General features: G+C 66.5%; 24 protein-coding genes and 1 pseudogene. 20 read left to right on the top strand and 5 right to left on the bottom strand.

Going from position 1 to position 23,734, the window contains the following annotated elements:
- Window positions 1-171: 171 nt before the first annotated feature.
- From rpsF to ACFQE0_RS11970, 13 genes are all read left to right on the top strand, one after another.
- Window positions 172-582 (top strand): 30S ribosomal protein S6, encoded by a 411-nt coding sequence (rpsF, locus tag ACFQE0_RS12030; protein WP_378969876.1) that lies wholly within the window; start codon window positions 172-174, stop codon window positions 580-582.
- Window positions 583-584: 2 nt separating this feature from the next.
- Entirely contained in the window at window positions 585-836 is a 252-nt protein-coding gene (gene rpsR / locus ACFQE0_RS12025; protein WP_066921788.1) for a 30S ribosomal protein S18, read from the top strand.
- A 129-nt stretch (window positions 837-965) separates the two neighbouring features.
- Complete coding sequence (locus tag ACFQE0_RS12020; protein ID WP_378969874.1) at window positions 966-1,955, top strand: DUF2232 domain-containing protein; 990 nt, start codon at window positions 966-968, stop codon at window positions 1,953-1,955.
- Between the two features lie 45 nt (window positions 1,956-2,000).
- Entirely contained in the window at window positions 2,001-2,576 is a 576-nt protein-coding gene (gene rplI / locus ACFQE0_RS12015; protein WP_378969872.1) for a 50S ribosomal protein L9, read from the top strand.
- Between the two features lie 222 nt (window positions 2,577-2,798).
- Window positions 2,799-4,286: a replicative DNA helicase gene (locus tag ACFQE0_RS12010; RefSeq protein WP_378969869.1), complete on the top strand. Its 1,488-nt coding sequence runs from the start codon at window positions 2,799-2,801 to the stop codon at window positions 4,284-4,286.
- 209 nt (window positions 4,287-4,495) lie between these two features.
- A complete protein-coding gene (locus ACFQE0_RS12005) occupies window positions 4,496-4,945 on the top strand; it encodes a cupin domain-containing protein (protein ID WP_378969867.1) in 450 nt (149 codons plus the stop codon).
- A gap of 10 nt (window positions 4,946-4,955) precedes the next feature.
- On the top strand, window positions 4,956-5,858 hold the full coding sequence (locus tag ACFQE0_RS12000; RefSeq protein WP_378969865.1) for an SMP-30/gluconolactonase/LRE family protein: 903 nt from the start codon (window positions 4,956-4,958) through the stop codon (window positions 5,856-5,858).
- Window positions 5,855-6,739: a VOC family protein gene (locus ACFQE0_RS11995; RefSeq protein ID WP_378969863.1), complete on the top strand. Its 885-nt coding sequence runs from the start codon at window positions 5,855-5,857 to the stop codon at window positions 6,737-6,739. The genes ACFQE0_RS12000 and ACFQE0_RS11995 overlap by 4 nt, the downstream gene beginning before the upstream one ends.
- 44 nt (window positions 6,740-6,783) lie before the next feature.
- Window positions 6,784-7,686: a prolipoprotein diacylglyceryl transferase gene (gene lgt / locus ACFQE0_RS11990; RefSeq protein WP_378969860.1), complete on the top strand. Its 903-nt coding sequence runs from the start codon at window positions 6,784-6,786 to the stop codon at window positions 7,684-7,686.
- Window positions 7,683-8,753 carry a class I SAM-dependent methyltransferase gene (locus ACFQE0_RS11985; protein ID WP_378969858.1) on the top strand — a complete coding sequence of 357 codons (1,071 nt, stop codon included), beginning with the start codon at window positions 7,683-7,685 and terminating at the stop codon, window positions 8,751-8,753. Before lgt ends, ACFQE0_RS11985 begins: the two co-directional genes overlap by 4 nt.
- Window positions 8,754-9,090: 337 nt before the next feature.
- Complete coding sequence (pgeF, locus tag ACFQE0_RS11980) at window positions 9,091-9,873, top strand: peptidoglycan editing factor PgeF (protein WP_378969856.1); 783 nt, start codon at window positions 9,091-9,093, stop codon at window positions 9,871-9,873.
- A 247-nt stretch (window positions 9,874-10,120) separates the two neighbouring features.
- Window positions 10,121-11,023, top strand: coding sequence for an outer membrane protein (locus tag ACFQE0_RS11975; protein WP_378969854.1), 903 nt, complete (start codon window positions 10,121-10,123; stop codon window positions 11,021-11,023).
- Window positions 11,024-11,218: 195 nt separating this feature from the next.
- Window positions 11,219-11,974, top strand: coding sequence for a DUF2076 domain-containing protein (locus ACFQE0_RS11970; protein WP_378969851.1), 756 nt, complete (start codon window positions 11,219-11,221; stop codon window positions 11,972-11,974).
- A 77-nt stretch (window positions 11,975-12,051) separates the two neighbouring features.
- On the opposite strand, the gene ACFQE0_RS11965 is transcribed toward ACFQE0_RS11970, so the two are convergent.
- A complete protein-coding gene (locus ACFQE0_RS11965) occupies window positions 12,052-12,846 on the bottom strand; it encodes a L,D-transpeptidase (protein WP_378969849.1) in 795 nt (264 codons plus the stop codon).
- 298 nt (window positions 12,847-13,144) lie between these two features.
- Between ACFQE0_RS11965 and ACFQE0_RS11960 the strand changes: the two genes are divergently transcribed.
- The 5 genes from ACFQE0_RS11960 to ACFQE0_RS11940 all read left to right on the top strand — a co-directional run bounded on the left by ACFQE0_RS11960 (window position 13,145) and on the right by ACFQE0_RS11940 (window position 17,620).
- Complete coding sequence (locus tag ACFQE0_RS11960; protein WP_378969847.1) at window positions 13,145-13,849, top strand: protein phosphatase CheZ; 705 nt, start codon at window positions 13,145-13,147, stop codon at window positions 13,847-13,849.
- 49 nt (window positions 13,850-13,898) lie between these two features.
- Entirely contained in the window at window positions 13,899-15,965 is a 2,067-nt protein-coding gene (uvrC, locus tag ACFQE0_RS11955) for an excinuclease ABC subunit UvrC (protein ID WP_378969845.1), read from the top strand.
- Between the two features lie 63 nt (window positions 15,966-16,028).
- Window positions 16,029-16,628, top strand: coding sequence for a CDP-diacylglycerol--glycerol-3-phosphate 3-phosphatidyltransferase (gene pgsA / locus ACFQE0_RS11950; RefSeq protein WP_378969842.1), 600 nt, complete (start codon window positions 16,029-16,031; stop codon window positions 16,626-16,628).
- 7 nt (window positions 16,629-16,635) lie between these two features.
- Entirely contained in the window at window positions 16,636-16,887 is a 252-nt protein-coding gene (gene moaD / locus ACFQE0_RS11945) for a molybdopterin converting factor subunit 1 (protein WP_378969840.1), read from the top strand.
- A gap of 34 nt (window positions 16,888-16,921) precedes the next feature.
- Entirely contained in the window at window positions 16,922-17,620 is a 699-nt protein-coding gene (locus tag ACFQE0_RS11940; protein WP_378969837.1) for a ribonuclease activity regulator RraA, read from the top strand.
- Between the two features lie 2 nt (window positions 17,621-17,622).
- Here the strand turns inward: ACFQE0_RS11940 and senB are convergent, their stop codons facing one another.
- Complete coding sequence (gene senB / locus ACFQE0_RS11935) at window positions 17,623-18,573, bottom strand: selenoneine biosynthesis selenosugar synthase SenB (RefSeq protein ID WP_378969835.1); 951 nt, start codon at window positions 18,571-18,573, stop codon at window positions 17,623-17,625.
- 31 nt (window positions 18,574-18,604) lie between these two features.
- On the opposite strand from senB, the gene senA reads away from it, so the two are divergent.
- Window positions 18,605-19,912: a selenoneine synthase SenA gene (gene senA, locus ACFQE0_RS11930; protein ID WP_378969832.1), complete on the top strand. Its 1,308-nt coding sequence runs from the start codon at window positions 18,605-18,607 to the stop codon at window positions 19,910-19,912.
- A 5-nt stretch (window positions 19,913-19,917) separates the two neighbouring features.
- On the opposite strand, the gene ACFQE0_RS11925 is transcribed toward senA, so the two are convergent.
- Window positions 19,918-21,117: a flagellin N-terminal helical domain-containing protein gene (locus tag ACFQE0_RS11925; protein ID WP_378969830.1), complete on the bottom strand. Its 1,200-nt coding sequence runs from the start codon at window positions 21,115-21,117 to the stop codon at window positions 19,918-19,920.
- A 199-nt stretch (window positions 21,118-21,316) separates the two neighbouring features.
- Window positions 21,317-22,506, bottom strand: a pseudogene (locus tag ACFQE0_RS11920) (flagellin N-terminal helical domain-containing protein).
- A gap of 271 nt (window positions 22,507-22,777) precedes the next feature.
- Between ACFQE0_RS11920 and ACFQE0_RS11915 the strand changes: the two are divergent.
- A complete protein-coding gene (locus ACFQE0_RS11915; RefSeq protein ID WP_378969827.1) occupies window positions 22,778-23,200 on the top strand; it encodes a flagellar biosynthesis repressor FlbT in 423 nt (140 codons plus the stop codon).
- A 47-nt stretch (window positions 23,201-23,247) separates the two neighbouring features.
- Here the strand turns inward: ACFQE0_RS11915 and flaF are convergent, their stop codons facing one another.
- Entirely contained in the window at window positions 23,248-23,610 is a 363-nt protein-coding gene (gene flaF, locus ACFQE0_RS11910) for a flagellar biosynthesis regulator FlaF (protein ID WP_378969825.1), read from the bottom strand.
- Between the last annotated feature and the right edge of the window lie 124 nt (window positions 23,611-23,734).

Raw genomic sequence — 23,734 nt, 5'->3', positions numbered from 1 at the left:
CCGCTCGCGGCATAGGAGCTTGCTCCGTCGTCCCGTGTCTCCGCCTTCGATCAACCGCTCGGGCCTGAAACATACGGCTCGAAGGGCTTGGCGCCGAGCAAACGTGAAAGTGAACCGGCCCGGACAAGCCGCGCAAGCGGCCGGGTCTCCTTTGAACACGAAAGGCCCGGTATGCCTCTCTACGAGCACGTGCTTCTGGCGCGTCAGGACGTGACGTCCCAGCAGGTCGAGACGATGATCGACACCTACAAGGGTGTCATCGAGCAGAACGGCGGTCGTCTCGAGAAGATCGAGATGTGGGGCGTCAAGTCCCTCGCCTACCGCATTAAGAAGAACCGGAAGGCGCATTTCGCGCTCCTCAATATCGACGCGCCGCCTGCGGCGATCGCCGAGATGGAGCGTCAGATGCAGATCTCGGAAGACATCCTGCGTTTCATGACTGTGCGGGTCGAGGAACTCGATTCCGAGCCGTCCGCGATGATGCAGAAGCGTGACCGCGACGACCGCAAGGATCGTGAGCGCGGCCGTCGTCGTGACGACGAGGGCTTCGGCGGCGGCGGCAGCTTCGGCGGGGAGAACTGATCATGGCTTTCGGTGCTGGTGGCGGCGGCGGCCGTCGTCCCTTCTTCCGTCGTCGGAAGACCTGCCCCTTCTCCGGCGCGAACGCGCCGAAGATCGACTACAAGGATGTGAAGCTGCTCTCGCGCTACGTTTCGGAGCGCGGCAAGATCGTCCCGTCCCGCATCACGGCGGTGTCGGCCAAGAAGCAGCGTGAGCTCGCCCAGGCGATCAAGCGCTCGCGCTTCCTCGGCCTGCTCCCCTACGTGATCAAGTAGTCCAACAAAATCCGCCGGCCCGGACGATACGGGCCGGCTCCCTCAGAGAGCGGCGAACCCGCTCGATCGTTGGGGCGGCTCGATTTGGCCCCTAACCCCTCCCTCGCGGGCGGGGGGACAGCGGAACCCATGACCAACAACCTCGTCATCGGCATCGGCGCGGGCCTCGTGTCCGCACTCCTCTTCGGCGTCCTGCTGAAGGGGACCGGCCTTGCCGTCACGCTCTATCTGCTCGCCCCGCTGCCGATCCTGATCGTCGGCCTGGGCTGGAGCCATCGGGCCGCCCTCGCCGCCGCCGCGACCGGCAGCCTCGTGCTGATGGGCGTCATACAGCCCTTCATGGGTCTCGCCTTCGCCGCCTATATCGCCATTCCTGCATGGTGGCTCGCCTATCTCGCCCTGCTCGGCCGGGAGACGCCTGCGGGCCTCGAATGGTACCCGACCGGGCGACTCCTCGGTTGGATCGCGGCCACCGCCGCCCTCGCCTTCATCTCCATCGCCGTCCTGTCCTCGCCGAGCTACGAAGCCTACGAGACGCAGCTGCAGAAGCTTGCCCATAGCTTGGTCGATTCCCGTAACCCGGTGTCTCGCCCCGCTCCCAAAGCCGAGGCCAAGCCCGAGGCCGACGCGCCCGAGACGCCGCGCAGCGACCCGTCCACCGTCACCCGCGACGAGTTGGCCGATGCCTTCGCAAGCGTGGTGCCCGCGCTCGCCGCGCACGGCCTCGCGATGCTGTTGTGCTTCTACCTGTGGGCCGCTGCGCGGATCGTGCGGATCTCCGGGCGCCTGATGCGGCCTTGGCCGGATCTGCCTTCCACCAAGATGCCGCGGAACTGCCTCGCCGCCCTCGGCGCCGCCGCCCTCTTGAGCTTCGCCCCTGGCTATGCGGGCGTGCTCGGCGTCGCCCTGGTCGGCGCTTTCACCGCGGTGTTCGCGCTGCAGGGCCTCGCCGCCTTCCACGACCGCTCGCGCGGCCGCCCCGGCAGGGGTGTGATGCTGTTCGCGATGTACATGGTCCTGTTCGTGACTCAGGGCGTCGCCCTGATCGCCCTCACCATTTTCGGCCTCGCCGATACCGCCCTCGACCGCCGCCGTCCGAAAGGCCCCGCGGCGCCGTGACCCCGGGGCCGCACGGCCCCACCCAACCCCCGAAGGAGATAGACAATGGAAGTGATCCTGCTCGAACGCGTCGCCAAGCTCGGCCAGATGGGCGAGACCGTGAACGTCCGCCCCGGCTTCGCCCGCAACTTCCTGCTCGCCCGTGGCAAGGCCCTGCGCGCCACCGAGGCGAACAAGAAGCATTTCGAGGGCCAGCGCGCCCAGCTCGAGACGCGCAACCTCGAGCGCAAGAAGGAGGCCGAGGCCGTCGCCGAGAAGCTGAACGGCCAGAGCTTCACGCTCATCCGCCAGTCCGGTGAGACCGGTGTGCTCTACGGGTCGGTCTCGACCCGCGACATCGCCGAGATTGTCACGAAGGACGGCTTCAGCGTCGAGCGCGGCCAGATCGTCCTCAACCACCCGATCAAGACGCTCGGCCTGTTCAAGGTGCCGGTGACGCTGCACCCCGAGGTCGAGGTCGACATCACCGTCAACGTCGCCCGCAGCCCCGAAGAGGCCGAGCGTCAGGCCCGTGGCGAGACGATCATCGAGCGCGACTCGTTCAACCTCGACGATCTGGGTCTCGAGGTCGGTGCCGCGCTGGCCGATGCCGGCGAGCAGGGCTCCGACGATCAGGGCTGAGCCCCTGGATAGCGGTGATAGCGGGGACACCCGCTTTCACCGCTTGACTTGTTCCACGTTTGTTCCAGCATGGATGCCCGCCCTCGGACGAGTCGGCGGGCATTCGTGTGCTCGGAGAAAGGCTCCGGGCGTCGCAATCGGCTAAGCTTCGGTCAACGCATCGAGGCGATGGTCGGGACGTGAGGTGCGCCGCTGGGGCGCCGGACGGGAGTCGTTCCGCCTATGGCACTGCCCAACGCGATCACGGCCAAGCTCGAAGCGGTGAAGGCGGAATACCGCGTCGCCCCGCACAACATCGACGCGGAACAGGCGCTGCTGGGCGCCATCCTAGTGAACAACGACGCCTACTACCGTGTGTCGGACTTTCTTCTGTCCGAGCATTTCATGGAGGATGCGCACCAGCAGATCTTCACCGTCGCGGCCTCGCTGATCAAATCCGGCAAGCTCGCGACGCCCATCACCATGAAGACTTATCTGGGCGACGCCGATTTCGGCGGCCAGACGGTCATCCAGTACCTCGCGCGCCTCGCCGCAGACGCCACCACGGTGATCAACGCGGCCGAATACGGCCGGACGATCTACGATCTCGCCATCCGCCGCCGCCTCATCGCCATCGGCGAGGAACTGGTGAACGGCGCCTACGAGGCCCCCGTCGAGCAGGCGCCCCGCGACCAGATCGAGGAGACCGAACGGCGGCTCTACGAACTCGCCGAGGCGGGCAAGTACGATGGCGGCTTCCAGAAATTCTCGGACGCGCTGACCGCCGCCGTCGACATGGCGGCCAAGGCCTACCAGCGCGATGGCAAGCTCTCAGGCATCGCCACCGGCCTCAGCGACCTCGACGCGAAGATGGGCGGGCTGCAATCGTCCGACTTGATCATCCTCGCCGGGCGCCCGGCCATGGGTAAGACCTCGCTCGTCACAAACATCGCCTTCAACATCGCCAAGGCGTATCGGGGCGAGAAGCATCAGGACGGGACGACCCGCACCGCCAATGGCGGCATCGTCGGGTTCTTCTCCCTCGAAATGTCCGCCGAACAGCTCGCCACGCGTATCATTGCCGAGCAATCCGGCGTGCCCTCCTACAAGATCCGCCGCGGCGATATCCGTCCGGAGGATTTCTACAAGATCACCGATGCCGCGCGGGATATGCAGACGATCCCGTTCTACATCGACCAGACCGGCGGCATCTCCATCGCCCAGCTGTCGGCCCGTGCCCGGCGGCTCAAGCGGCAGAAGGGGCTCGATGTTCTGATCATCGACTATCTCCAGCTGCTCTCCGGCTCCGGCAAGCGGAGCGACAACCGCGTGCAGGAGATGACCGAGATCACCACCGGCTTGAAGGCGCTCGCCAAGGAATTGGCGGTTCCGGTCATCGCGCTGTCCCAGCTGTCGCGTCAGGTGGAGAACCGCGACGACAAGCGGCCCCAGCTCTCGGACCTGCGTGAATCGGGCTCGATCGAGCAGGACGCCGACGTGGTGATGTTCGTGTTCCGCGAGGAATATTACGTCGGCAACAAGAAGCCGCGCGAAGGCACCGAGGAGTTCTTCGCCTGGGAAGCCGAGATGCAGCGCGTCCATGGCAAGGCCGAGGTGATCATCGGCAAGCAGCGACACGGCCCGACCGGCACGGTGGAGTTGCAATTCGACGCCAACATCACCCGCTTCTCGAACCTTGCCCAGGATGAGCGGCTGCCCGACCGGATGTAGACACGTCCCTCACCCGTCATTGCAGGCAGAGAGAAGCCATGACGGAGTGCCCTTTGACCGACCGCTTGAGCCGTCGCCACGCCCTTGTGCTGGCGGCCGGAGGCGCAGCCCTTTCCTTCGCGCAAACCCCCGCTGCGGCGATGCCGGGCAACCCGGCGCCGCCAGCCACGTTGCCCGCACGACCGCATGAGGCGGTGCAAGGAGCGACGATGAGCGAGCCGACCCCTCCAACGATGGCCTATTGGCACGTCTACACCGACGCGGACGGGGTCAGCCGCCAGACGAAATGCGAGCTGACGCAGTTCAAGTTCGAGGGCGTCGATCCGCAGACGGCGCCGCAATGGAACGATAAGCAGGAGAAGACCCAGGCCGGCGTCACCTTCACCGTCTTGCCCGTCGGCTGGGTCGGCGAGTGGCACGAGAACCCGCGCCCGCAATGGATCGCGATCCTCTCCGGCCGCTGGTTCGTGGAGACCATGGACGGCACGCGCGTCGAGATGGGACCGGGCGAATTGATGATGGGCGAGGATCAAGGCACCCGCGAGCGCGACGGCAAGAAGGGCCACCTCTCCGGTACGGTCGGCGATGAGCCCTGCGCGATGATCGTCACCGGCCTCGATGTGACGCCGACGGTCAACCAGCCCGGCCGCTTCAAGTAAGCCCCGCGCCATGGACCGGTATGAACTGATCCAGCCCGGCTTCAAGAAGCTGGTCCTGCCGAACGCGTATCTGGAGACGCTTGCAGAGGGTTTCCGCTGGACCGAGGGGCCGGTCTGGTTCGGGGATCGCGACGAGCTTCTCTTCTCGGATCTGCCGAACAACCGGGTGATGCGCTGGAGCGAGAGCGGGGGCCTCAACGTCTTTCGCGAGAATAGTGATTTCGAGAACGGCCACACCCGCGACCGCGAGGGACGTCTGGTCTCCTGCTCCCACAGGGGCCGCCGCATCCACCGCACCGAACTCGACGGGAGCATCACCGCCCTGGTCGAACGTTACGAGGGCAAGAGGCTGAACTCGCCCAACGACGTCGTCGTGAAATCGGATGGCACGATCTGGTTCTCGGACCCGCATTACGGAATCCAGACCGATTACGAGGGCGGGAAGCAGGAGGCGGAACTGCCCGCCAACGTCTATTGCTTCGATCCGCGCGACGGCTCGCTGATCGTGGTCGCCGACGATTTCCAGGGGCCGAACGGCCTCTGCTTCTCACCGGATGAGCGCCGCCTCTACATCGTCGAGACGGGGCTTCAGTTCGCAACCCAACCAATCCAGCACATTCGCGTGTTCGATGTGCGGGATGACGGGCAGCTGGCGAACGGACGAGTGTTCTGCACCATCTCCCCCGGCAATGCCGACGGCATCCGGTGCGACGAGGAGGGCCACCTCTGGTCGAGCGCGGGTGATGGGGTGCATTGCCTCGATCCGGGCGGCGAGCTGCTCGGGAAGATCCTCGTGCCTTCGACGGTCGCGAACTTTACCTTCGGCGGACGCAACCGCAGCCGGTTGTTCCTGTGCGCGACGCGGAGCGTCTACGCCATCTATACGAACGTGCGCGGGGCGAGCCGTCCGTGAGCGGCGTGCGGGCCATCGTGCGGTTCGACAGAACCGTCGCCGATCTCGACCGGACGGAAGCCTTCTACCGCGACCATCTCGGCTTCGTGCGCAAGGGGGCGCCCAAGCCGGTGCCGCCTGCCGAAGCCGAAGCGCTGGATGTGTCGGGGCGTCGCCTGCGGATGCGGCTCGGGGCGCAGCACGTCACCTTCGTGCAGCCCGATGCGCCGGGGGCACCCTACCCCGCTGAAGCCGATGCGACCGATCCGGTGTTCCAGCATCTCGCCATCGTCGTGAGAGACATGGAGGCGGCGAGCGCGGGGCTCTCCGCCACGCCGATCAGCCGAGATGGACCGCAGGTGCTGCCGCCCTCCACCGGAGGCGTAATCGCCTACAAGTTCCGCGATCCCGATGGGCATCCCCTCGAGTTGATTCAATTCCCCGGCGGCAAGTCAGCCCGGCGTTGGGCTGATGCACCGGGAATGTTCCTCGGCATCGACCATTCGGCCATCACCGTCAGCGACCTCGAGGGGACAATCGACTTCCTCACCGGCATCCTGGGCCTTACCCTCTCGGAGCGGGGTTTGAACCGGGGCCTTGAGCAGGCTCGCCTCGACGGGCTCGATGACCCGGTAGTGGATGTGGTCGCCCTGTCGCCGCCCGATCCGGCGCCGCATGTGGAGTTGCTGCATTACCGGCAGCCTGCGCGGACGAACCCTCCGAAGGCGTACGGCCCCGCCGATCTGGCAAGCACGCGCTTCGTCGTATCGGCCGACGATCCATCGGACATCGCGAAAACGTTACGCGGCGCGGGCTATGCAGCGCGCCTTTCTACCGATGGCAGCGCCTGCTTCGTCGCGGGGCCGGACAGGCACGGCATCCTCATCCTGCGCCGGGGTTGACGCCGCAGGCCGGCGGCGCCACTCCCCGCGCGGAGATCACACCAATGCCCCTCCTCGCCCTGCCCTTCCCGGCCATCGACCCCGTCGCCATCGCGATCGGGCCGATCACGATCAAATGGTACGCCCTGGCCTATATCGCCGGGCTGATCGGCGGATGGTTCTATGCCCGCCGCCTCGTCATGGCCGACCGGCTTTGGGGCGTCGTGAAGCGACCCGTTCCGGCCGATATCGATGACCTCGTCGTGTGGGTGGCCCTGGGCGTCGTTCTCGGCGGGCGCATCGGCTACGTGCTCTTCTACAATCTGCCGATGTATCTCGCCGATCCGATCGAGATCCTGGCGATCCGTAACGGCGGCATGTCCTTTCACGGTGGGTTCTTGGGGGCCATCCTCGCCTTCCTGCTCTTTGCCCGCTCCCGTGGCCTGAATGGCTACACCCTGCTCGATATCGGCGCGGTGGTGGTGCCGATCGGCCTGTTCTTCGGGCGGATCGCCAATTTCGTGAATGGCGAATTGTGGGGCCGGATCGCGCCGGACTTCCCCTACGCAATCGTATTCCCGACCGGCGGGCCCCTGCCCCGTCATCCGAGCCAGCTCTACGAGGCAGCGACCGAGGGGCTGCTGCTCTTCATCGTCATGGCGATCTGCGCCTACCGGTTCGGCTTCCGGAAGCCGGGCCTGCTCGGTGGCATCTTCGTGCTGGGCTACGCTCTGGCCCGCACGGGGTGCGAGTTCTTCCGCGAGCCCGATGCGCAGCTCGGCTTCCTGTTCGGCAAGGGTCTCGGCCCGATGGGCGGCGGCGTGACCATGGGGATGCTGCTCTGCGTGCCGATGGCGCTGGTCGGCCTGACCTACATCGTGCTCGCGGCGACCGGGCGCACCCGCCCGAAGAAGACGGCTGCCCCGGAGACGGTCGAGGAGGCGCGGGCGACGCGCGCCGGGGCGTGACACCGCTCGGACGTGAGATCGCGGCGATCATCCGCGAGACCGGTCCCATCGGGATCGACCGCTACATGGCCCTCTGCCTCGGTCATCCGGTCCACGGCTATTACCGCACCCGCGATCCCCTCGGGGCGCGGGGCGACTTCACCACGGCTCCCGAGATCACGCAGATGTTCGGGGAGTTGGTTGGGGCCTGGGCGGCCTATGTGCATCAAGCCATGGGCGCACCGGAGCCGCTCATCCTCGCGGAGCTGGGCCCTGGACGCGGCACGCTCATGGCCGACGCCCTGCGGGCGCTCGCCGCCGCGGCGCCGGGTGTCCGCGTCACCCCCCATCTCGTGGAGACGAGCCCCGTCCTGCGCGCGGCGCAGGAACGGCGCCTCGCTGGATCCGGGGCGACGTGGCACGACGCGGCTGACACCCTGCCGGACGGCCCGGTGATCATCCTCGCCAACGAGTTCTTCGATTGCCTACCAATGCGGCAGTTCGTTCGCGCCCAAGGTGGCTGGCACGAACGGCTGATCGGACTTGGCGAGAACGGCGAACTGGTCTTCGGTCTCGCGCCCGATCCCGCGCCCGGCCTCAAGGCGGAGGCGCCCCAAGGCGCCGTGGTGTCGGTGCCGGGGCCCGGCCTCGATCTCGTGCGCAGCCTTGCCCGGCGGGTCTGCGCACAGGGCGGCGTGGTGCTCATCTTCGATTACGGACATGCGCGCCCCGGCTTCGGCGACACGCTTCAGGCCCTGTCGGGCCACGCCTTCGCCGATCCCCTCGCCGCTCCGGGCGAGGCGGACCTGACCTGTCATGTCGATTTCGCCGCGCTGGCGTTGGCAGCACACGAGGTGGGCGCAGCTGTCCATGGACCGGCGGATCAGGGGGATTTCCTTGCGGCGCTCGGGCTCCACAAGCGTGCGGCGCGGCTTCGCCTGCGGGCCGATGACCGTCAGGCCGAGGCGATCGATACCGCCCTGGCCCGCCTGACGGATTCGCGGCCCGAGGGGATGGGGCGGCTGTTCAAGGTCATGGCCCTGTCCGCCCCCGCCCTCGGGCCGCTGCCCGGCCTACAACCCGGTTAGATCTCGGGATGTCCGGGCGTGGTCCGTATCGAGCTCTCGAACGAGCTGAAACCGGATGTCGTCTCTTTCAGCGCCGTTGGCTGATCGTCGTCCGATTCCTCGCTCTTCGTCGGGATATCGGTGCGTGGAACCGGAGCCCTGAGGGCACCCGGGACCTTGTGCGGCGCAGAGTCCTCCGGGCGTGTATCGTCCGTCTGACGCATGCGGTCCTCCTAGGTTGGGAGCCGGCCGGAGCCGACACCACCAACTTAATGCGGCATCGCAGCATTGGTATGTCATCGCCAGCTGGGGTGCGTTGCGCTATCGCAGCGTCGCAGGTGAGGGCGAGGTCGAATCCATGAGTGCAGGCCAGTTCATCCAGGCGCTGGAATTGTCCTCGCATCCGGCGATCCGCCATGCCTTCTTCACCCGCCAGGGTGGCGTGTCTGAGGGGCTCTATGCCTCCTTGAACGGCGGGCTGGGCTCGGGTGATGCGCAAGAGGCGGTCGCCGAGAACCGCAGCCGGATGTGCGCAGCCCTCGGCCTGCCCACCGACCGACTGGTGAGCCTGTATCAAGTCCATTCCGCAGATGTGGTCACCGTCGAGGCGCCCTTTCCCATGGCGGAACGCCCGAAGGCGGACGCGATGGTAACGCGGGTTCCGGGTCTCGCGCTCGGCATCGCCACCGCCGATTGCGGGCCGATCCTCTTCGCCGATCCGGTCAACCGGGTGGTCGGTGCCGCCCATGCCGGGTGGAAGGGGGCGCTGACGGGGGTGATCGAGTCGACCGTCGCCGCGATGGAGCGGCTCGGCGCTGACCGTACCTCCATCGTCGCCGTGCTGGGGCCGACCATCAGCCAGCCCAATTACGAGGTGGGGCCGGATTTCATCGCGCGCTTCACCGCCGAGGCACCCGGCATGGAAAGCTTCCTCGGCTCCGGCCAACGACCGGACCACGCGCAATTCGACCTGCCGGGATTTATCCTCGCACGGCTGAAGGAAGCGGGGATCGGCGAGGCGGCCATCCTAGACCTGTGCACCTATGCCGACGCGGAACGCTTCTACAGTTTCCGGCGCACCACCCATCGCGGTGAGCCCGATTACGGGCGCCTGATCTCCGCGATTTCCTTGGCGGGATGAGCCGGGTTCCACCCAAACCGGGGGGTGCGACAACTTGTCGGGGATGCCAGCGCAAAAAAAGCGTGGCGGCAATCGAACCTTGACCATTCGGGTGCGTTTAGACGGTCAAGGTTACGGGGACAAAGGCGGACCGCCGCAAGGGGCTGCATAAGCAGTTGGCGGGCTCGCACAGCGAAAAGCAACCTCGGAACCGCTGGATCAACCAGTTCGGGCAGGCGCTGCCGGCCCACCAGTGAGGACCGTACGAATGAAAGCCCTTCTTCGCGCCACGACCGCCCTCGTCGGCCTCGCCGGCATGACCGCTGCCGCTTCCGCCGCCGACCTTCCGCGCCGCGCTGCGCCGCCGCCGGTGTTCACGCCGGTGCCGGTCTTCACCTGGACGGGCTTCTACGCCGGTTTCAACGCCGGTTACGGCTTCGATGCCTCCTCCAGCCGCGGCCCGACCGTCGTCGGCGTCTCCCCGGGCAACAACCTGTTCGCCGCCGGCAACGTCCCGACCACCGGCGTCCTCGCCTTCTCGAACACCAACAACAACGAAGGCTTCGTTGGCGGTGGTCAGATCGGCTACAACTACCAGTTCACCCCGGGCTCGGGTGTCGTTGTCGGTATCGAAGCTGACGCCCAGTACGCCGACTTCGGCCGTCAGCGGAACCGCTTCTCCGCCGCCGCCCCGGCCGGCTCGGCCATCATCCCGGGCAGCCTGGTCTACAACCCGAACGGCCTGTCGGGCCTCGACTACTTCGGCACCGTCCGTGGTCGCCTCGGCTACGCCTTCGACCGCACCCTCGTGTACGCCACCGGCGGCTTCGCCTACGGCTCGGGCGGCGGCCGTCAGTTCGGCACCGGCGTGTCCTCTGACGACTTCCAGACCGGCTACGCTGTCGGCGGCGGTGTCGAGTACGCTCTCCCGACCGACTCGTTCCTGAACTTCTTCCGCTCCTCGGCCGTCACGCTGAAGGTCGAAGGCCTGTACGTGAACCTCGAGCAGAACCGCCGCTCCGCCGGCGCTTTCGCCACCAACAACCTCGGCCAGACCATCACCACCACGTCCCCGGGCGTGACCCTGGTTTCCGGCCCGGCCAACAACCGCCGCGACACCGAGTTCGCCGTCGTCCGCGCCGGCGTGAACTACAAGTTCGGCTCGTACTAAGACCGACAACGCCGCGGCTTCGGCCGCGGCCCTTCACCTGGAAGCCCGGCCGCACGGCCGGGCTTTTGTTTTCATCCCTCCTCGCGCGCATGAAGATTTTGCAAGGCGCCCCTGACAAAGCGTCGCCGCGTTCCCATGTCCTGCGCAAGCCGAGCGGTGCGCCGCCGGTTGTGCGCTCGATCCGAGGAGGTTCCGATGAACAGCGAGGAACGCGATATCATCTCCGGCATCTTCCAGCGTCTGCAGCAGGCCCAGAGCCAGCCGCGCGACGCCGATGCCGAGCGGTTCATCGCCGAGAAGATCCGCGCGCAGCCCTATGCGCCCTACGCGATGGCTCAGCTGATCTACGTGCAGGAAGAGGCGATCAAGAGCCTTAACCAGCAGCTCGAAGAGGCGAAGCGCCAGTCGGCGTCGTCGCAATCCTCGGGTGGCGGTGGCGGCTTCCTGTCGAGCATTTTCGGCGGTGGCGGCTCGCAGCGCCCGCCGGAGCCGCAACAGCGTCCCGGCGGCGCTTGGGGTGGCCAGCAGCCCGGTTACGCGCCCCAGCAGGGCTACCCGCAGCAGGGCGGCTACCCGCCTCAGCAGGGTGGTTATCCGCAGCAGGGCGGTCCGTGGGCCGGCCAGCAGGGTGCCCCGGCCCGTGGCGGCGGCTTCCTCGCCACCGCGCTGCCAATGGCGGCGGGTGCGGCGGGCGGCATGCTGCTCGGCAGCGCCCTCTCAAACGCCTTCGCGGGCGGTCACTCCTCGCTTGGCAGCGCCGCTTCGGCGGGTCTCGGCGGCGGCGGTGAGACCGTCGTGAACAATTACTACGGCGACAGCGCTGGCAATTCCGACCTCGGCTCCGCCCTCGGCGGGGGCGATGGCGGATTCCAGGATGCCGGTTGGAGCGACCAGGGCGGCGGCGATTTCGGCGGCGACCTGGGCGGTGGCGACGACAGCGATTGGACCTGATCGCTTCGCCTTAGTGACTTGAAACGAGAAGGGCCCGGCTGGATACAGCCGGGCCCTTTTTCATGCGTGGGAACGGATCACAGCACCTCGACCCGCGTGCCCACCGGGACACGCCCATAGAGGTCGATCACGTCCTCGTTCATCATGCGGATGCAACCGGAGGATACGTTGCGGCCGATCGTGTGCGGCTCGTTCGTGCCGTGGATCCGGTAGAGGGACGAGCCGAGATACAGCGCGCGCGCACCGAGCGGGTTCGCCGGGCCGCCCGCCATGTGGCGCGGCAGATCGGGCCGCCGGGCCAGCATCTCGGCCGGGGGAATCCAATCCGGCCACTCGGCCTTACGGCTCACGGTTTTCAGGCCGCTCCACGAGAAGCCCGGCCGCCCGACGCCGATACCGTAGCGGATCGCCCGGTGCCCCGGCTGCACGAGGAACAGGTGCTTGGAAGCCGTGTCGACCACAATGGTGCCGGGCCGCTGAGGCCCGTCGAAGGCGACCTCCTGACGGAGGTAGCTCGGGTCCATCTCGCGCTGAACGCGATATTCCTGCTCCTGCACAAAGGCCTGGACGGGAGCCGTTGGCTCGTCGGCGGCGAGCGGCGCCGCGAAAGGCATCGTCGAAGGCTCACCGTAGGGCGGCACGCGGTCGTCGTGGGAGATCGAGGCCTGCCGACGCAGGGCGGGGCCGGATTGTGGCCACGTCGGCCGGGTGCGGGAATCCGCGCGGCCGGTCACAAGATACTCGATCAGGCCACCGCCATAGCCGCCCGTCGAGGACGCCTCGGCGTAACGGGCCTGCTGAGCCGAAGCCGGCCCGCACATCACGGACGCCAGCAGCAAGCCGGCAACCGCCACTACCCTCTCAGACCTCATCGCAGCCACTCCGCAGCGGACCTCTTCCGTCCTGTGCGGGGAGGATCGACCGTGATCCTGCGAAATCGCGTCAATGATTATGGTAAACCGCTCATTGTGTCGGCCTATTCCACGAGTGGAAGTTTTCAGCGTAAATCAACTGCTAATTGCGCAGCTTCGGCCGCTATTCAGTATTGAGCGGCCCTGGCGCAGCGCGACCCCGAAAGCCATTAGGGTTCTTAGGCCCATGGTCACGGTCCGCTAAGGGTTTTCCGTCAAATCTGCACCATTCGAGCAAGCGCAGGCCGTCAGCCGACCGATGAAGACCAAACGCTACCGTATCGAGCAGAGCCTGGGCATCGAAACTCCGGCGGCCATCGAGTTGCCCGAGACCGGCCGCACGGATGAGATCCTCGCAGCCATCGGCGACCTGAAGCGCATCATGCAGATGAGCGCCAGCGAGACCGTGGAGGCCTGCCGCAAGGAACTGAACGAGGCCCTCGCCCTGCGCGGCGAACTCGACGCGATGAAGGACGCTATCGTCCGTACGAAGGCCGACCTCGCCGCGCTTCACCGCTCGGACGCGACCGGCAAGGGCATGCGCCGCGCCGCCGACGAACTCGACGCGGTGGTCGAATCCACCGAGCGCGCCACATCGACGCTGCTCACCGTGGTCGAGGATGTCGAGAGCCGTGCCTCGGTGCTGCGCTCGCTGCAGCTTTCGGCCGATGCGCGCCCGCATGTGGATGCGATCCTCGAACAGGTGATTCACGCCTACGAGGCTTGCAACTTCCAGGACCTGACCGGTCAGCGCATCAGCAAGATCGTCCAGGTGATGAAGTTCATCGAGGAGCATCTCGACCGCGTGATCGCGGCGTGGTCCGCTCTCGACAGCTTCCGCGATCTCGTGACCTCGGAGGCCGCGCCGGAGGATCTGGGCGACGCCAGCCTGCTCAACGGGCCGAAGCTGCCCGACGATCCGGGCCACGTCGATCAGTCGGATATCGACGCGCTGTTCGATTGATCGTCATCTCCGCGATGCACGGGCGCCGGAAAGCGCCTACATTCGCGGAATGAGCCGCAGAGCCCTCAACGACCTGCCACCGGACACCTTCGACGACGGCCGCGCGGCCGAGATGGAAGATGCCGACGAGCCGGAGGTCTCCCTCACGGCCGATCCCTCCCCCGAGATCGACTTCGATCTCGAACCGGGGGCGGTGCAGGCAGGGACGGAGGTCATCCGTCGCTTCTGGTCGACCCTGCCGCCCTCACCGGGCGTGTATCGGATGTTCGACCACAAGGGCGACGTCCTCTACGTCGGCAAGGCGAAGAACCTGAAGGCGCGCGTCGGCTCCTATGCACGGGGCCAAGCGCATTCGAACCGCATCGCGCGGATGATCTCGCAGACGGCGGCGATGGAGTTCGTCACCACCGCCACCGAGACCGAGGCGCTGCTCCTCGAAGCCAACCTGATCAAGCAGTTGAAGCCCCGCTTCAACGTGCTGATGCGGGACGACAAATCCTTCCCCTACATCCTCGTGACGGATGACGGGCCCGCGCCGCAGATCGTGAAGCATCGCGGCGCGCGGCGGCGGAAGGGGAATTATTATGGCCCCTTCGCCAGCGTCTGGGCGGTGAACCGCACCGTGAACGCCCTGCAGCGGGCCTTCCTCCTGCGCACCTGCACCGACAGCTATTACGAGAACCGGACGCGGCCCTGCCTGCTGTTCCAGATCAAGCGTTGCTCGGGCCCCTGCACCGGGGAGATCAGCACGGAGGATTACGCTGCGATGGCGGATTCCGCCCGCGCCTTCCTGGCCGGCAAGTCGAATGCCGTGAAGGACCGGATGCGGACGGAGATGCAGGAAGCCTCCGAGGCGCTGGAATTCGAAAGGGCTGCTCGCTTTCGAGACCGCATCGCCGCGCTGTCCGCCATCCAGGGCGTGCAGGGCGTCAACACGCAGGGCGTGGAAGAAGCCGACGTGTTCGCTCTCGACGAGCAGGCCGGGCAGTTCTGCATCGAGGTTTTCTTCTTCCGCAACTTCCAGAACTGGGGCAACCGCGCCTACTTTCCCAAAGCCGACCGCAGCATGACGGCGGACGAGGTGCTGGGCTCCTTTATCGGCCAGTTCTACGATGACAAGCCAGCGCCCCGCGTCGTGCTGACGAGCCACGTGGTGGAGGATGCCGAACTGGTGGGCGCCGCCCTGTCGAGCCGGGTCGAGTACCGGGTCGAGATCCACAAGCCGATGCGCGGCGAACGTAAGAATCTCGTGGACTACGCCCAGCGCAACGCCAAGGAAGCGCTGGCCCGGCGGCTCGCGGATACCGCCTCGCAAGGCAAGCTGCTGGTCGCCCTCGGACAGGCCTTGGGGATGGAGAAGCCGCCCCGCCGGGTCGAGGTCTACGACAACTCGCACATCATGGGCACGAACGCGGTCGGGGGCATGATCGTCGCCGGGCCGACCGGCTTCATGAAGCAGTACTATCGCACCTTCAACATCAAGTCGGAGGAACTGACCCCCGGCGACGATTTCGGGATGATGCGCGAGGTGCTTCAGCGCCGCTTCAAGCGGCTGGTGAAGGAGGCGCCTCGCAACGCCCCCGAGGCTGCGATGGCCGAGGCCGAGGGCGGCACCCCTGAACCGGCCCCCATGCCAGAGGAAACCGATGCCGATGCCTTCCCCGCTTGGCCCGACCTCGTGCTGATCGACGGCGGCAAGGGCCAATTGGAGGCCGCGCGCACGGCCATTGCGGCCATCGGCGTCGAGGATGTGCCGCTGGTCGGCATCGCCAAGGGACGCGACCGCGATGCGGGGCGCGAGACGTTTTTCGTGCCGGGCAAGCCGCCCTTCAAGCTGCCGCCGCGCGATCCCACCCTCTATTTCGTGCAGCGCCTGCGCGACGAAGCGCACCGTTTCGCCATCGGCACGCACCGGGCGAAACGGAAACGGGAGATGGTCAAAAATCCGCTGGATGAGATTGCCGGGGTCGGCCCCTCTCGAAAGCGCGCGCTGCTCCACCATTTCGGAACGGTGAAAGCGATCGAACGCGCCGCGTACGAGGATCTGGCCAAGACGCCGGGTGTGAATGCGGCGACGGCCCGCGCCGTCTACGACTTCTTTCATGCCGGCGCCTGATCCGGAGCGCGAGAATGGAGCCGAGCCGTTGACGGGATTGCCGCGCTCTGATTTCACCCCCCTATGAACGCCGTCCTGCCCAGGCGACGCTCACCGGCCTGGAACCTGGCGAACTGCCTGACCTATGGGCGGCTCGTCGCCGTGCCGGTGATGGTCGCGCTCCTGTTCTACCCGGACTCGACCACCGCCCGCTCGGTGGCGTTCGTGGTATTCGTGGTCGCCGCCGTGACCGATTACCTCGACGGCTACGTGGCCCGGACATACCAGCAGAGCTCGGCTTTGGGCCGGATGCTCGACCCGATCGCCGACAAGCTGCTGGTGGCAGCCTGTCTGCTGATGCTAGCCGCCGACCACACGATCACCGGCCCCTCAGTCTGGGCGGCGGTCGTCATCCTGTGTCGTGAGGTTCTGGTTTCGGGATTGCGCGAATATCTCGCGGAGCTGAAGGTCGGCGTTCCCGTCAGCCGGATCGCCAAATGGAAGACGACGGTGCAGTTGATCGCCCTCGGCTTCCTCGTTGCCGGACCGGCGGGGGAGATCATTCTGCCGGGCACGCAGGCCATCGGCCTCGCCCTTCTGTGGCTCGCCGCCGCCCTCACCATCTGGACCGGGTGGGACTACATGCGGGCTGGCATCCGCCACGTCATCAACGATCCGCGATAGGACCGTTATGAAGCTCGTCTATTTCGCCTGGGTCCGCGAGCGGATCGGCAGGGCCGAGGAAACCCTCGATCCCCCGCCGGAGGTCGTCACCGTGGCCGATCTCGCCCGGTGGCTGGCGGGACGTGGCGAGGAATACGCCCATGCTTTCGAGAATCCGGGTATCGTGCGCGCGGCGATCGACCGCGTTCACGCCAAGCCCGATGCGCCCATCGCCGGCGCCGGCGAGATTGCCTTCTTCCCGCCGATGACCGGTGGCTAAGGGCAGCCAGCCCGACACGAGAGAGAAGTCGCGGATGTCGAACGATGCGCGGATCGTCGAGACGCTCGCAGGCGTCACCACCGCCACGATCACCACGATTCTCCTGAAGAAGGGCCTGCGCAACGTCTGGATGCGCGGCACCCGGCCCCTGCGGCCGGACCAGCCACGCCTCGTCGGCCGGGCCTTCACCCTGCGCTTCGTGCCGGCGCGAGAAGACCTCGCGACGCCCGAATCGTGGTCGTCACCCACCTCCACCCGTGCCGCCATCGAGGCAATGCCGGAGGGCTGCATCGCGGTGGTCGATGCCATGGGCGTGACCGATGCAGGCATCTTCGGTGACATTCTCTGCGCGCGCATGGCGAAGAAGGGCGTCGCGGCCCTCGTCACCGACGGCGTGGTGCGGGACCTGTCGGGCGTGCTGGGCACCGGCCTGCCGGTCTGGTGCCAGGGCGCGGCCGCACCGCCTTCCGTTGCAGGCCTGACCTTCGTCGGCTGGCAGCAGCCTATCGCCTGTGGCGGTGTCGCGGTCTTCCCCGACGATGTCGTTGTCGCCGACGCGGATGGCGCCGTGCTGATCCCCGCCGCTTTGATCGACACTGTCCTCGAACTCGCCCCCGAGCAGGAGCGATTCGAAAGCTGGATCATGGATGAGGTTGAGCGCGGCGCAGCTCTGCCGGGGCTCTACCCGCCGAACGCCGAAAACAAGGCCCGCTACGAGGCCTCGAAGAAGTAAGGCTATCGAAGCTCGGCGAGCAATTCGCCGAGCTTCGCCCGCTCACGCTCCGGGTGGAACAGGGGCTCCCGCTCCGCGCAAGCCGCAGCGAGACGGCCAAGAAAGGCGGGCTCGTCCTCGGCGCGGGCGAGTAGCCGGGCCAGGGCGTTCGTGTCGCTCGGCGGGAAGTAGCCCGGATAATCGGGGCCCAGAAGCCCGACTGACCCATCGATGCGCGAGGCCAGGACCGGCAGACCGGATACGACCGCCTCCGAGATAACGTTCGCACCGCCCTCCATAAGTGAGGACAGCGCCATCAACCGGGCGCGGGCCATGAGCCGCCTGACCCGCGACGGGGGGCAATCGCCGAGCCAGACGTAACGCGGATTCTCCTGCATCTCTCTGCGGGCAGTCTCGGCCCAGGTGGGCTCGTGCGCCCCACCGAGATGCAAAACGCGGATCCGCGAATCCCGTCTGAGATGCCGCGCCGCGCGGGCCGTGCGGAACGGGTCCTTCTCGGGCCGCAAATGCCCGACGACCAACACCTCAAAGACTTCGGGATCGGGCGTCTCGCGCGCGGCCCTTCCTCGCGCGGATTGGTGGATCACCCGCAATTTGGTGTGGAATCGCTTCGGCAGGGCTCGTGCAACCTCGTCGTGAAGACCGACGAGGCGATCCGCCAGATCGAGGCCGCGGAGAGTCGCCTCCGGTTCGCTTTCAAGAAAATGGTAGAGGTCGGTGCCGGTCAGCACGACGACCACAGGCCGGTTGGGATAGGTCGCACGGAATTGCGCCACGGCTTCGGCGCTACGCCATGCATGGAGCGCGATCAGGGCGTCCGCGTCCCAGCTGGACGGTGGGTTGATCAGGGCCTCATGCCCGAGATCGCCGAGGAATCCGGCCCACCGCGTCGCCGTGGCGCGGTTGCCGGTGCGGCGTGTGGCGGCGATGGGTGTGGCGATGGCGATGCGCATGTCAGACAGCAGCTTGCGCGGAGGTACGGCGATGGACGCGACACGGACAGCGACGGGCTCCGACCTGATGGCCGCCCTGAAGGATGCCCGCGCGCGGACCCTCGAAATGGTCGACGGCCTCGACGACGAAGCCTTGATGGGACCGCGCCTGTCGATCGTGAACCCGCTCCTCTGGGAGATCGGGCATCTCGCGTGGTTTCATGAACATTTCATTCTGCGCGGGCTCGACGGGCGCCCTCCCCTGAGAGCGGACGCCGACGCCCTGTATGATTCGGCCGCCGTGCCCCATGCAACGCGCTGGGACCTTCCTTTGCCCAGTCTGGCCGAGACGCTTGGTTACATGGACGGCGTCCAATCGGCCCTCGCCGCCCGGCTCGACGGGCGGGAGCCAGAGCCGCACGAAGCGTATCTCTACCGGTTGGTCGGCTTGCACGAGGACATGCACGCCGAGGCCTTCACCTACACCCGGCAGACCCTCGGCCAGCCCCGCCCCACCTTCGCGGCAGCCCTTGCCGGCGAGGCCGAGGCCGGTCCGCATCCGGGAGATGTGGATGTTGGCGGCGGTCTCCTGCGCCTCGGCGCCGAGCGGGATGCGACTCACTTCGTGTTCGACAACGAGAAATGGGCGCATCCGGTGGAGATCGCGCCGTTCCGCATCGCGCGGGCGCCGGTCACCAACGCTGAGTTCGCCGCCTTCGTGGAGGATGGCGGATACCGCGAACCGCGCCATTGGGACGAAGCGGGACGGGCGTGGCTCGCGGAAAGCGGCGCGGACCATCCGATCTACTGGCGTCGCGTCGGCAATGACTGGATGGTGCGCGAGTTCGATGCCGATGCGCCGCTCAAGCCGCATCGTCCAATGATCCACGTGAACTGGCACGAAGCGCGGGCCTGGTGCCGTTGGGCTGGGCGCCGCCTTCCGAGCGAGGCGGAATGGGAGGCGGCGGCGATCGGAGCGCGCGAGCCGGATGGCGGCCTCGCGGCGACAAAGCGGACCTATCCCTGGGGCGAGGCAGCGCCTGACCGGATCCTGGCCAATCTCGATGGTCTGCGGCTCGGCACGGTGGATGTCGCCGCCCATCCGGAGGGAGACAGCCCTTGGGGATGCCGTCAGATGATCGGCAATGTCTGGGAATGGACGGAGAGCCCGTTCCTCCCCTACCCCGGATTTGCGCCGGATGCTTACGCCGAATATTCCGAGCCGTCCTTCGGCACGCGGAAAGTCCTGCGGGGCGGAGCCTGGGCGACCCGCGCCCGCATGGTGACGGGGATGTACCGCAACTTCTTCGGCCCGGAGCGCCGGGATGTGCTCGCCGGCTTCCGGACCGTGGCCGCCTAGCGCGCTTAGCGCAGGAGCTGAAGGATGCCCTGCTGAGCCTGGTTGGCGAGCGACAGGGCCGAGATACCCAGCGACTGGCGGGTCGAGAGTGCCTGCGAATTCGCCGCTTCGGCGTTGAGGTCGGCGTTCGTCAGGTTCGCGGAGCCCGTGTCGAGCACGTTGACCAAGTTCTTGGTGAAGTCCTGACGGTTCTGCACCACCGAGAGATTCGATCCGAACGTCGATGAATCGGTCCGGAGCTGGTTGGACGCCTTGGTCAGGCCGGTCAGCGTGCTGTTGATGTCGCTGTTCAGCAGGAAGCTTCCCTGGCCATAGAGGCCGCCGGTCCCCGCCGACGTGGTGGTGATCGCCTGAAGGCCCAGGCCGTTCGAGGTCTCGTCCGTGGACTGGACGATCAGGCTCGAATTGCCCTTGGGGTTGAAGTTGATCGTCAGGTTGTTGTTGGTCCCCTTGCCCGCGATCAGATTGACACCGTTGTAGCTGGCGTCGGACGCAAGCTGGTCGATCTGCGTCAGCAGGCTGTTGTACTGGCTCGCGAGGGCGGCACGGCCTGCGACGCCGTTGACGATGAGGTCGGCGCTCTGCGGTGCCGCGACGGTGGAGCCGTAGCTCGCACCCGTGCCGGAGCCGGCGCTGAAGCCAAGCTTGGTCTGATCGCCCGAGGTCGCGAACTCGATATCCGCGCTCGCGTTCATGACAATCTTCGTGCCCGTCGTGTCCTTCGAGAAGCTGCCGGGGCCGACCACGCCGTTCAAGGCCAAAACAGCCTGATCGATGGTCGCGCTGGTCGGCAACACCGCCGAGGTCGAGGTGCCATTCACGAAGAGATTAATGGTCGTGGTGGCGGTGGTGTTCGGGGTGGTGAAGGCCGTCGAGGCGGAGCCGGTGGTGGTGATCTGCGTGGCGAGGGCTTGGTTCGCCACGGACTTCGCCTGATCCACGAGCTTCTGGATCGAGGTGATGCCCTGGTTGGCGGCCTGGATCGTCTGAATCCCGTTGGAGATGCCGTCGAGCAGGCTCGACAGGTCGCCCGAGCGCTGGTTCAGCGACTGCGAGGTGAAGAACGTGACCGGGTTGTCGAGGGCCGAGGAGACCTTCTTGCCCGTCGACAGGCGGCCCTGCGTGGTCGCCTGGAGGGCTGCGGTGTCCTGCAACGAAAGGAGATTCTGGCGGGTCGCTGCGGTGAGCGTGATGTCGGACGACATGGGCGTGATTCCGATAGATGGATACGCGAGCTATCCACGCGTTATCCCAATCAGATCACGAACATGCTTTCCGAAACGTTAAGCAGCTTTTCCGATGATCTTCTCGGAGAAAGACGCCGTTCGGCAAATGGCACAAAGAAAACGGCCGGCGCAAAGCGCCGGCCGTATTTATGGTCGTTTTCCGGTCCCGGCGCTTCGATCAGCGGAGGAGCTGGAGGATACCCTGCTGAGCCTGGTTGGCGAGCGACAGGGCGGAGATGCCCAGCGACTGGCGGGTCGAGAGGGCCTGAGAGTTCGCCGCCTCGGCGTTGAGGTCGGCGTTCGTCAGGTTCGCGGAGCCCGTGTCGAGCACGTTGATCAGGTTCTTGGTGAAGTCCTGACGGTTCTGCACGACCGAGAGGGCCGAGCCGAAGGTCGAGGAGTCGGACCGAAGCTGGTTCGACGCCGTGGTCAGGTTGTTCAGGGTGGTGTTGATGTCCTTGTTGAGCAGGAAGTTGCCCTGACCCACGGTACCGGCGGCGGAGCTGCCGGTGATCGCCTTCAGGCCGAGGCCGTTCGAGGTCTCGTCGGTCGCGGTGACCGTAAGGTTCGAGTTGCCCTTGGCGTTGAAGTTGATCGTCAGGTTGTTGTTGGTGCCCTTACCGCCGATCAGGTTCGTGCCGTTGAAGCTCGCGTCGCCAGCCAGCTGATCGATCTGGGTCAGCAGGCTGTTGTACTGCGTCGCGAGGGCGGAACGAGCGGACACGCCGGAGACCGTAAGGTCGGCGCTCTGCGCCACCGCCGTGGTGGCGCCGTAGGCCGTGGTCGAACCCGAACCGGCGGCGAAGCCGAGGTTCGTCTGGTCGGTGGCGGTGTTGAACTCGACATCCGGCTCGCGTTCATCACGATCTTGGTGCCGGTCGAGTCCTTCGAGAAGCTGCCCGCGCCGACCGCCGTGTTGAGGGCCGTGATGGCCTGATCGATCGTGGCGCTGGTCGGGATGGTGGCCGAGGTCGACGTGCCGTTCACGAACAGGTTGATGGTCGTGGCGGCGGTGGTGTTGGCGCTGAACGCCGTCGAAGCCGTCCCCGTGGTGGTGATCTGGGTCGAGATCGCCTGGTTAGCGACGGACTTGGCCTGATCCACCAGCTTCTGGATGGAGGTGATGCCCTGGTTGGCCGCCTGGATCGCCTGCACGCCGTTGGAGATGCCGTCGAGCAGGCTCGACAGATCGCCCGACCGCTGGTCGAGGGCCTGCGAGGTGAAGAAGGTGACCGGGTTGTCGAGGGCCGAGGAGACCTTCTTGCCGGTGGCAAGGCGGTTCTGGGTGGTGGCCGTCAGAGACGCCGTATCCTGCAGCGACAGCAGGTTCTGACGGGTGGCCGCAGTGAGCGTAACGCCGTTCGACATAACGTAGTATCCATTCTGGTTGAAGCGCCTCCGTTTTGGAGACGGACGTGATTTCGAACCAGCCGACTTACTACTGTCTTAAAACCGACATTTGCTTTTTCTGAATCTGGCTCTTCCGAAAAACTGAGTTAATGGATTGACAATACAGCCCGTATTGCAGCCCACATGGCAATCGGCGACAAATGGCTCTCGTCCCACGGGGTCGGCAGGGTTAGCGCAACGTTAACGTCGCCGCGCCTACCAAGGGGCAGCCTGCGAGGGATGTCGCACCATGCCCCTGAAAATCGAGCTGAAGCCCGACGAGCGGCTGATCATCGGCAATGCCGCGATCCGCAACGGTCCGCGCCGCTCAACCTTCGTGATCGAGACCAACACGAAGTTCCTGCGCGAGAGCGACATCATCACGGAGTCGGAGGCCGACACCCCGTGCAAGAGGCTCTATTTCGCGCTGACGCTGATGTACCTCGCGGACGACGCGACGCTCGCTGAGAACAGCTTCGTGGAACAGGCCAACGCCCTCATGGAGGCGGCGCCGAGCATGAAGCCCTACATCGCGGCGATCTACGAACAGGTTCAGGGCGGCGACCTGTACCGCGCCCTGAAGCGTGGGAAAGACTTGCTCGCCTACGAGGCGCAATTGCGCTCTCTTCTCGAGAACAACAGCGCCAAGGCCGAAACGGCCGACGCGTCCTGATACCCCGGCCGAACCGGCTTTGGTTCGGCGCGGGCGAAGCCCCGGTCTCAGCGACCCGCGAGGCCGGCGGCGAGGTTCAGGTTGATCGAGATGATCGAGGTGAGCTTTTCCGGCGCGGGCTCGGCCATGGTGTCGATCATCTGCCGGAACACATAGACGGCCAGGTTGGCCACGCCCTGCTTCACATCGGCGGGGAGCGGGTTGGTCGTATCGGTGGCGGCGGTCGCCAGGATCGTCCAGACCTTCTGATTGAAGTTCAGGGCAGCGACGAGCTCGCCCGATTGGTTCGCCCAGTCATCGCGCACCATCTGGAGGCGCTGCGCCGCCTTGGTCAGCACCGCCGATTCTGCCTCTCGCGGGGTGAGAACGCTGCGCGAGGTCTTGGCATAGGCGTTTGCGGCGTAGCTCATCGCAATCCTCGGTTGGCGATGCGAAGTCGGGCGGACGAGCCGACTTGTCGCGCCATACCAGTTAAGGACGCGTGAGTTTGCTGCTGAGTTTGTCGTGAGAACCCGAAATTCGGTTACCGGTACG

The sequence above is a fragment of the Methylobacterium komagatae genome (assembly GCF_042661665.1).
In the GTDB taxonomy this organism is placed as follows: Bacteria; Pseudomonadota; Alphaproteobacteria; order Rhizobiales; family Beijerinckiaceae; genus Methylobacterium; species Methylobacterium komagatae.
This window is presented reverse-complemented; position numbering and strand designations above follow the sequence as displayed.

Bases quoted from the DNA above. Each gene is read 5' to 3' on its own strand.
- rpsF (WP_378969876.1), top strand. From the start codon at position 172: ATGCCTCTCTACGAGCACGTGCTTCTGGCGCGTCAGGACGTGACGTCC.
- rpsR (WP_066921788.1), top strand. From the start codon at position 585: ATGGCTTTCGGTGCTGGTGGCGGCGGCGGCCGTCGTCCCTTCTTCCGT.
- ACFQE0_RS12020 (WP_378969874.1), top strand. From the start codon at position 966: ATGACCAACAACCTCGTCATCGGCATCGGCGCGGGCCTCGTGTCCGCA.
- rplI (WP_378969872.1), top strand. From the start codon at position 2,001: ATGGAAGTGATCCTGCTCGAACGCGTCGCCAAGCTCGGCCAGATGGGC.
- ACFQE0_RS12010 (WP_378969869.1), top strand. From the start codon at position 2,799: ATGGCACTGCCCAACGCGATCACGGCCAAGCTCGAAGCGGTGAAGGCG.
- ACFQE0_RS12005 (WP_378969867.1), top strand. From the start codon at position 4,496: ATGAGCGAGCCGACCCCTCCAACGATGGCCTATTGGCACGTCTACACC.
- ACFQE0_RS12000 (WP_378969865.1), top strand. From the start codon at position 4,956: ATGGACCGGTATGAACTGATCCAGCCCGGCTTCAAGAAGCTGGTCCTG.
- lgt (WP_378969860.1), top strand. From the start codon at position 6,784: ATGCCCCTCCTCGCCCTGCCCTTCCCGGCCATCGACCCCGTCGCCATC.
- pgeF (WP_378969856.1), top strand. From the start codon at position 9,091: ATGAGTGCAGGCCAGTTCATCCAGGCGCTGGAATTGTCCTCGCATCCG.
- ACFQE0_RS11975 (WP_378969854.1), top strand. From the start codon at position 10,121: ATGAAAGCCCTTCTTCGCGCCACGACCGCCCTCGTCGGCCTCGCCGGC.
- ACFQE0_RS11970 (WP_378969851.1), top strand. From the start codon at position 11,219: ATGAACAGCGAGGAACGCGATATCATCTCCGGCATCTTCCAGCGTCTG.
- ACFQE0_RS11965 (WP_378969849.1), bottom strand. From the start codon at position 12,846: ATGAGGTCTGAGAGGGTAGTGGCGGTTGCCGGCTTGCTGCTGGCGTCC.
- ACFQE0_RS11960 (WP_378969847.1), top strand. From the start codon at position 13,145: ATGAAGACCAAACGCTACCGTATCGAGCAGAGCCTGGGCATCGAAACT.
- uvrC (WP_378969845.1), top strand. From the start codon at position 13,899: ATGAGCCGCAGAGCCCTCAACGACCTGCCACCGGACACCTTCGACGAC.
- pgsA (WP_378969842.1), top strand. From the start codon at position 16,029: ATGAACGCCGTCCTGCCCAGGCGACGCTCACCGGCCTGGAACCTGGCG.
- moaD (WP_378969840.1), top strand. From the start codon at position 16,636: ATGAAGCTCGTCTATTTCGCCTGGGTCCGCGAGCGGATCGGCAGGGCC.
- ACFQE0_RS11940 (WP_378969837.1), top strand. From the start codon at position 16,922: ATGTCGAACGATGCGCGGATCGTCGAGACGCTCGCAGGCGTCACCACC.
- senB (WP_378969835.1), bottom strand. From the start codon at position 18,573: ATGCGCATCGCCATCGCCACACCCATCGCCGCCACACGCCGCACCGGC.
- senA (WP_378969832.1), top strand. From the start codon at position 18,605: ATGGACGCGACACGGACAGCGACGGGCTCCGACCTGATGGCCGCCCTG.
- ACFQE0_RS11925 (WP_378969830.1), bottom strand. From the start codon at position 21,117: ATGTCGTCCGACATCACGCTCACCGCAGCGACCCGCCAGAATCTCCTT.
- ACFQE0_RS11915 (WP_378969827.1), top strand. From the start codon at position 22,778: ATGCCCCTGAAAATCGAGCTGAAGCCCGACGAGCGGCTGATCATCGGC.
- flaF (WP_378969825.1), bottom strand. From the start codon at position 23,610: ATGAGCTACGCCGCAAACGCCTATGCCAAGACCTCGCGCAGCGTTCTC.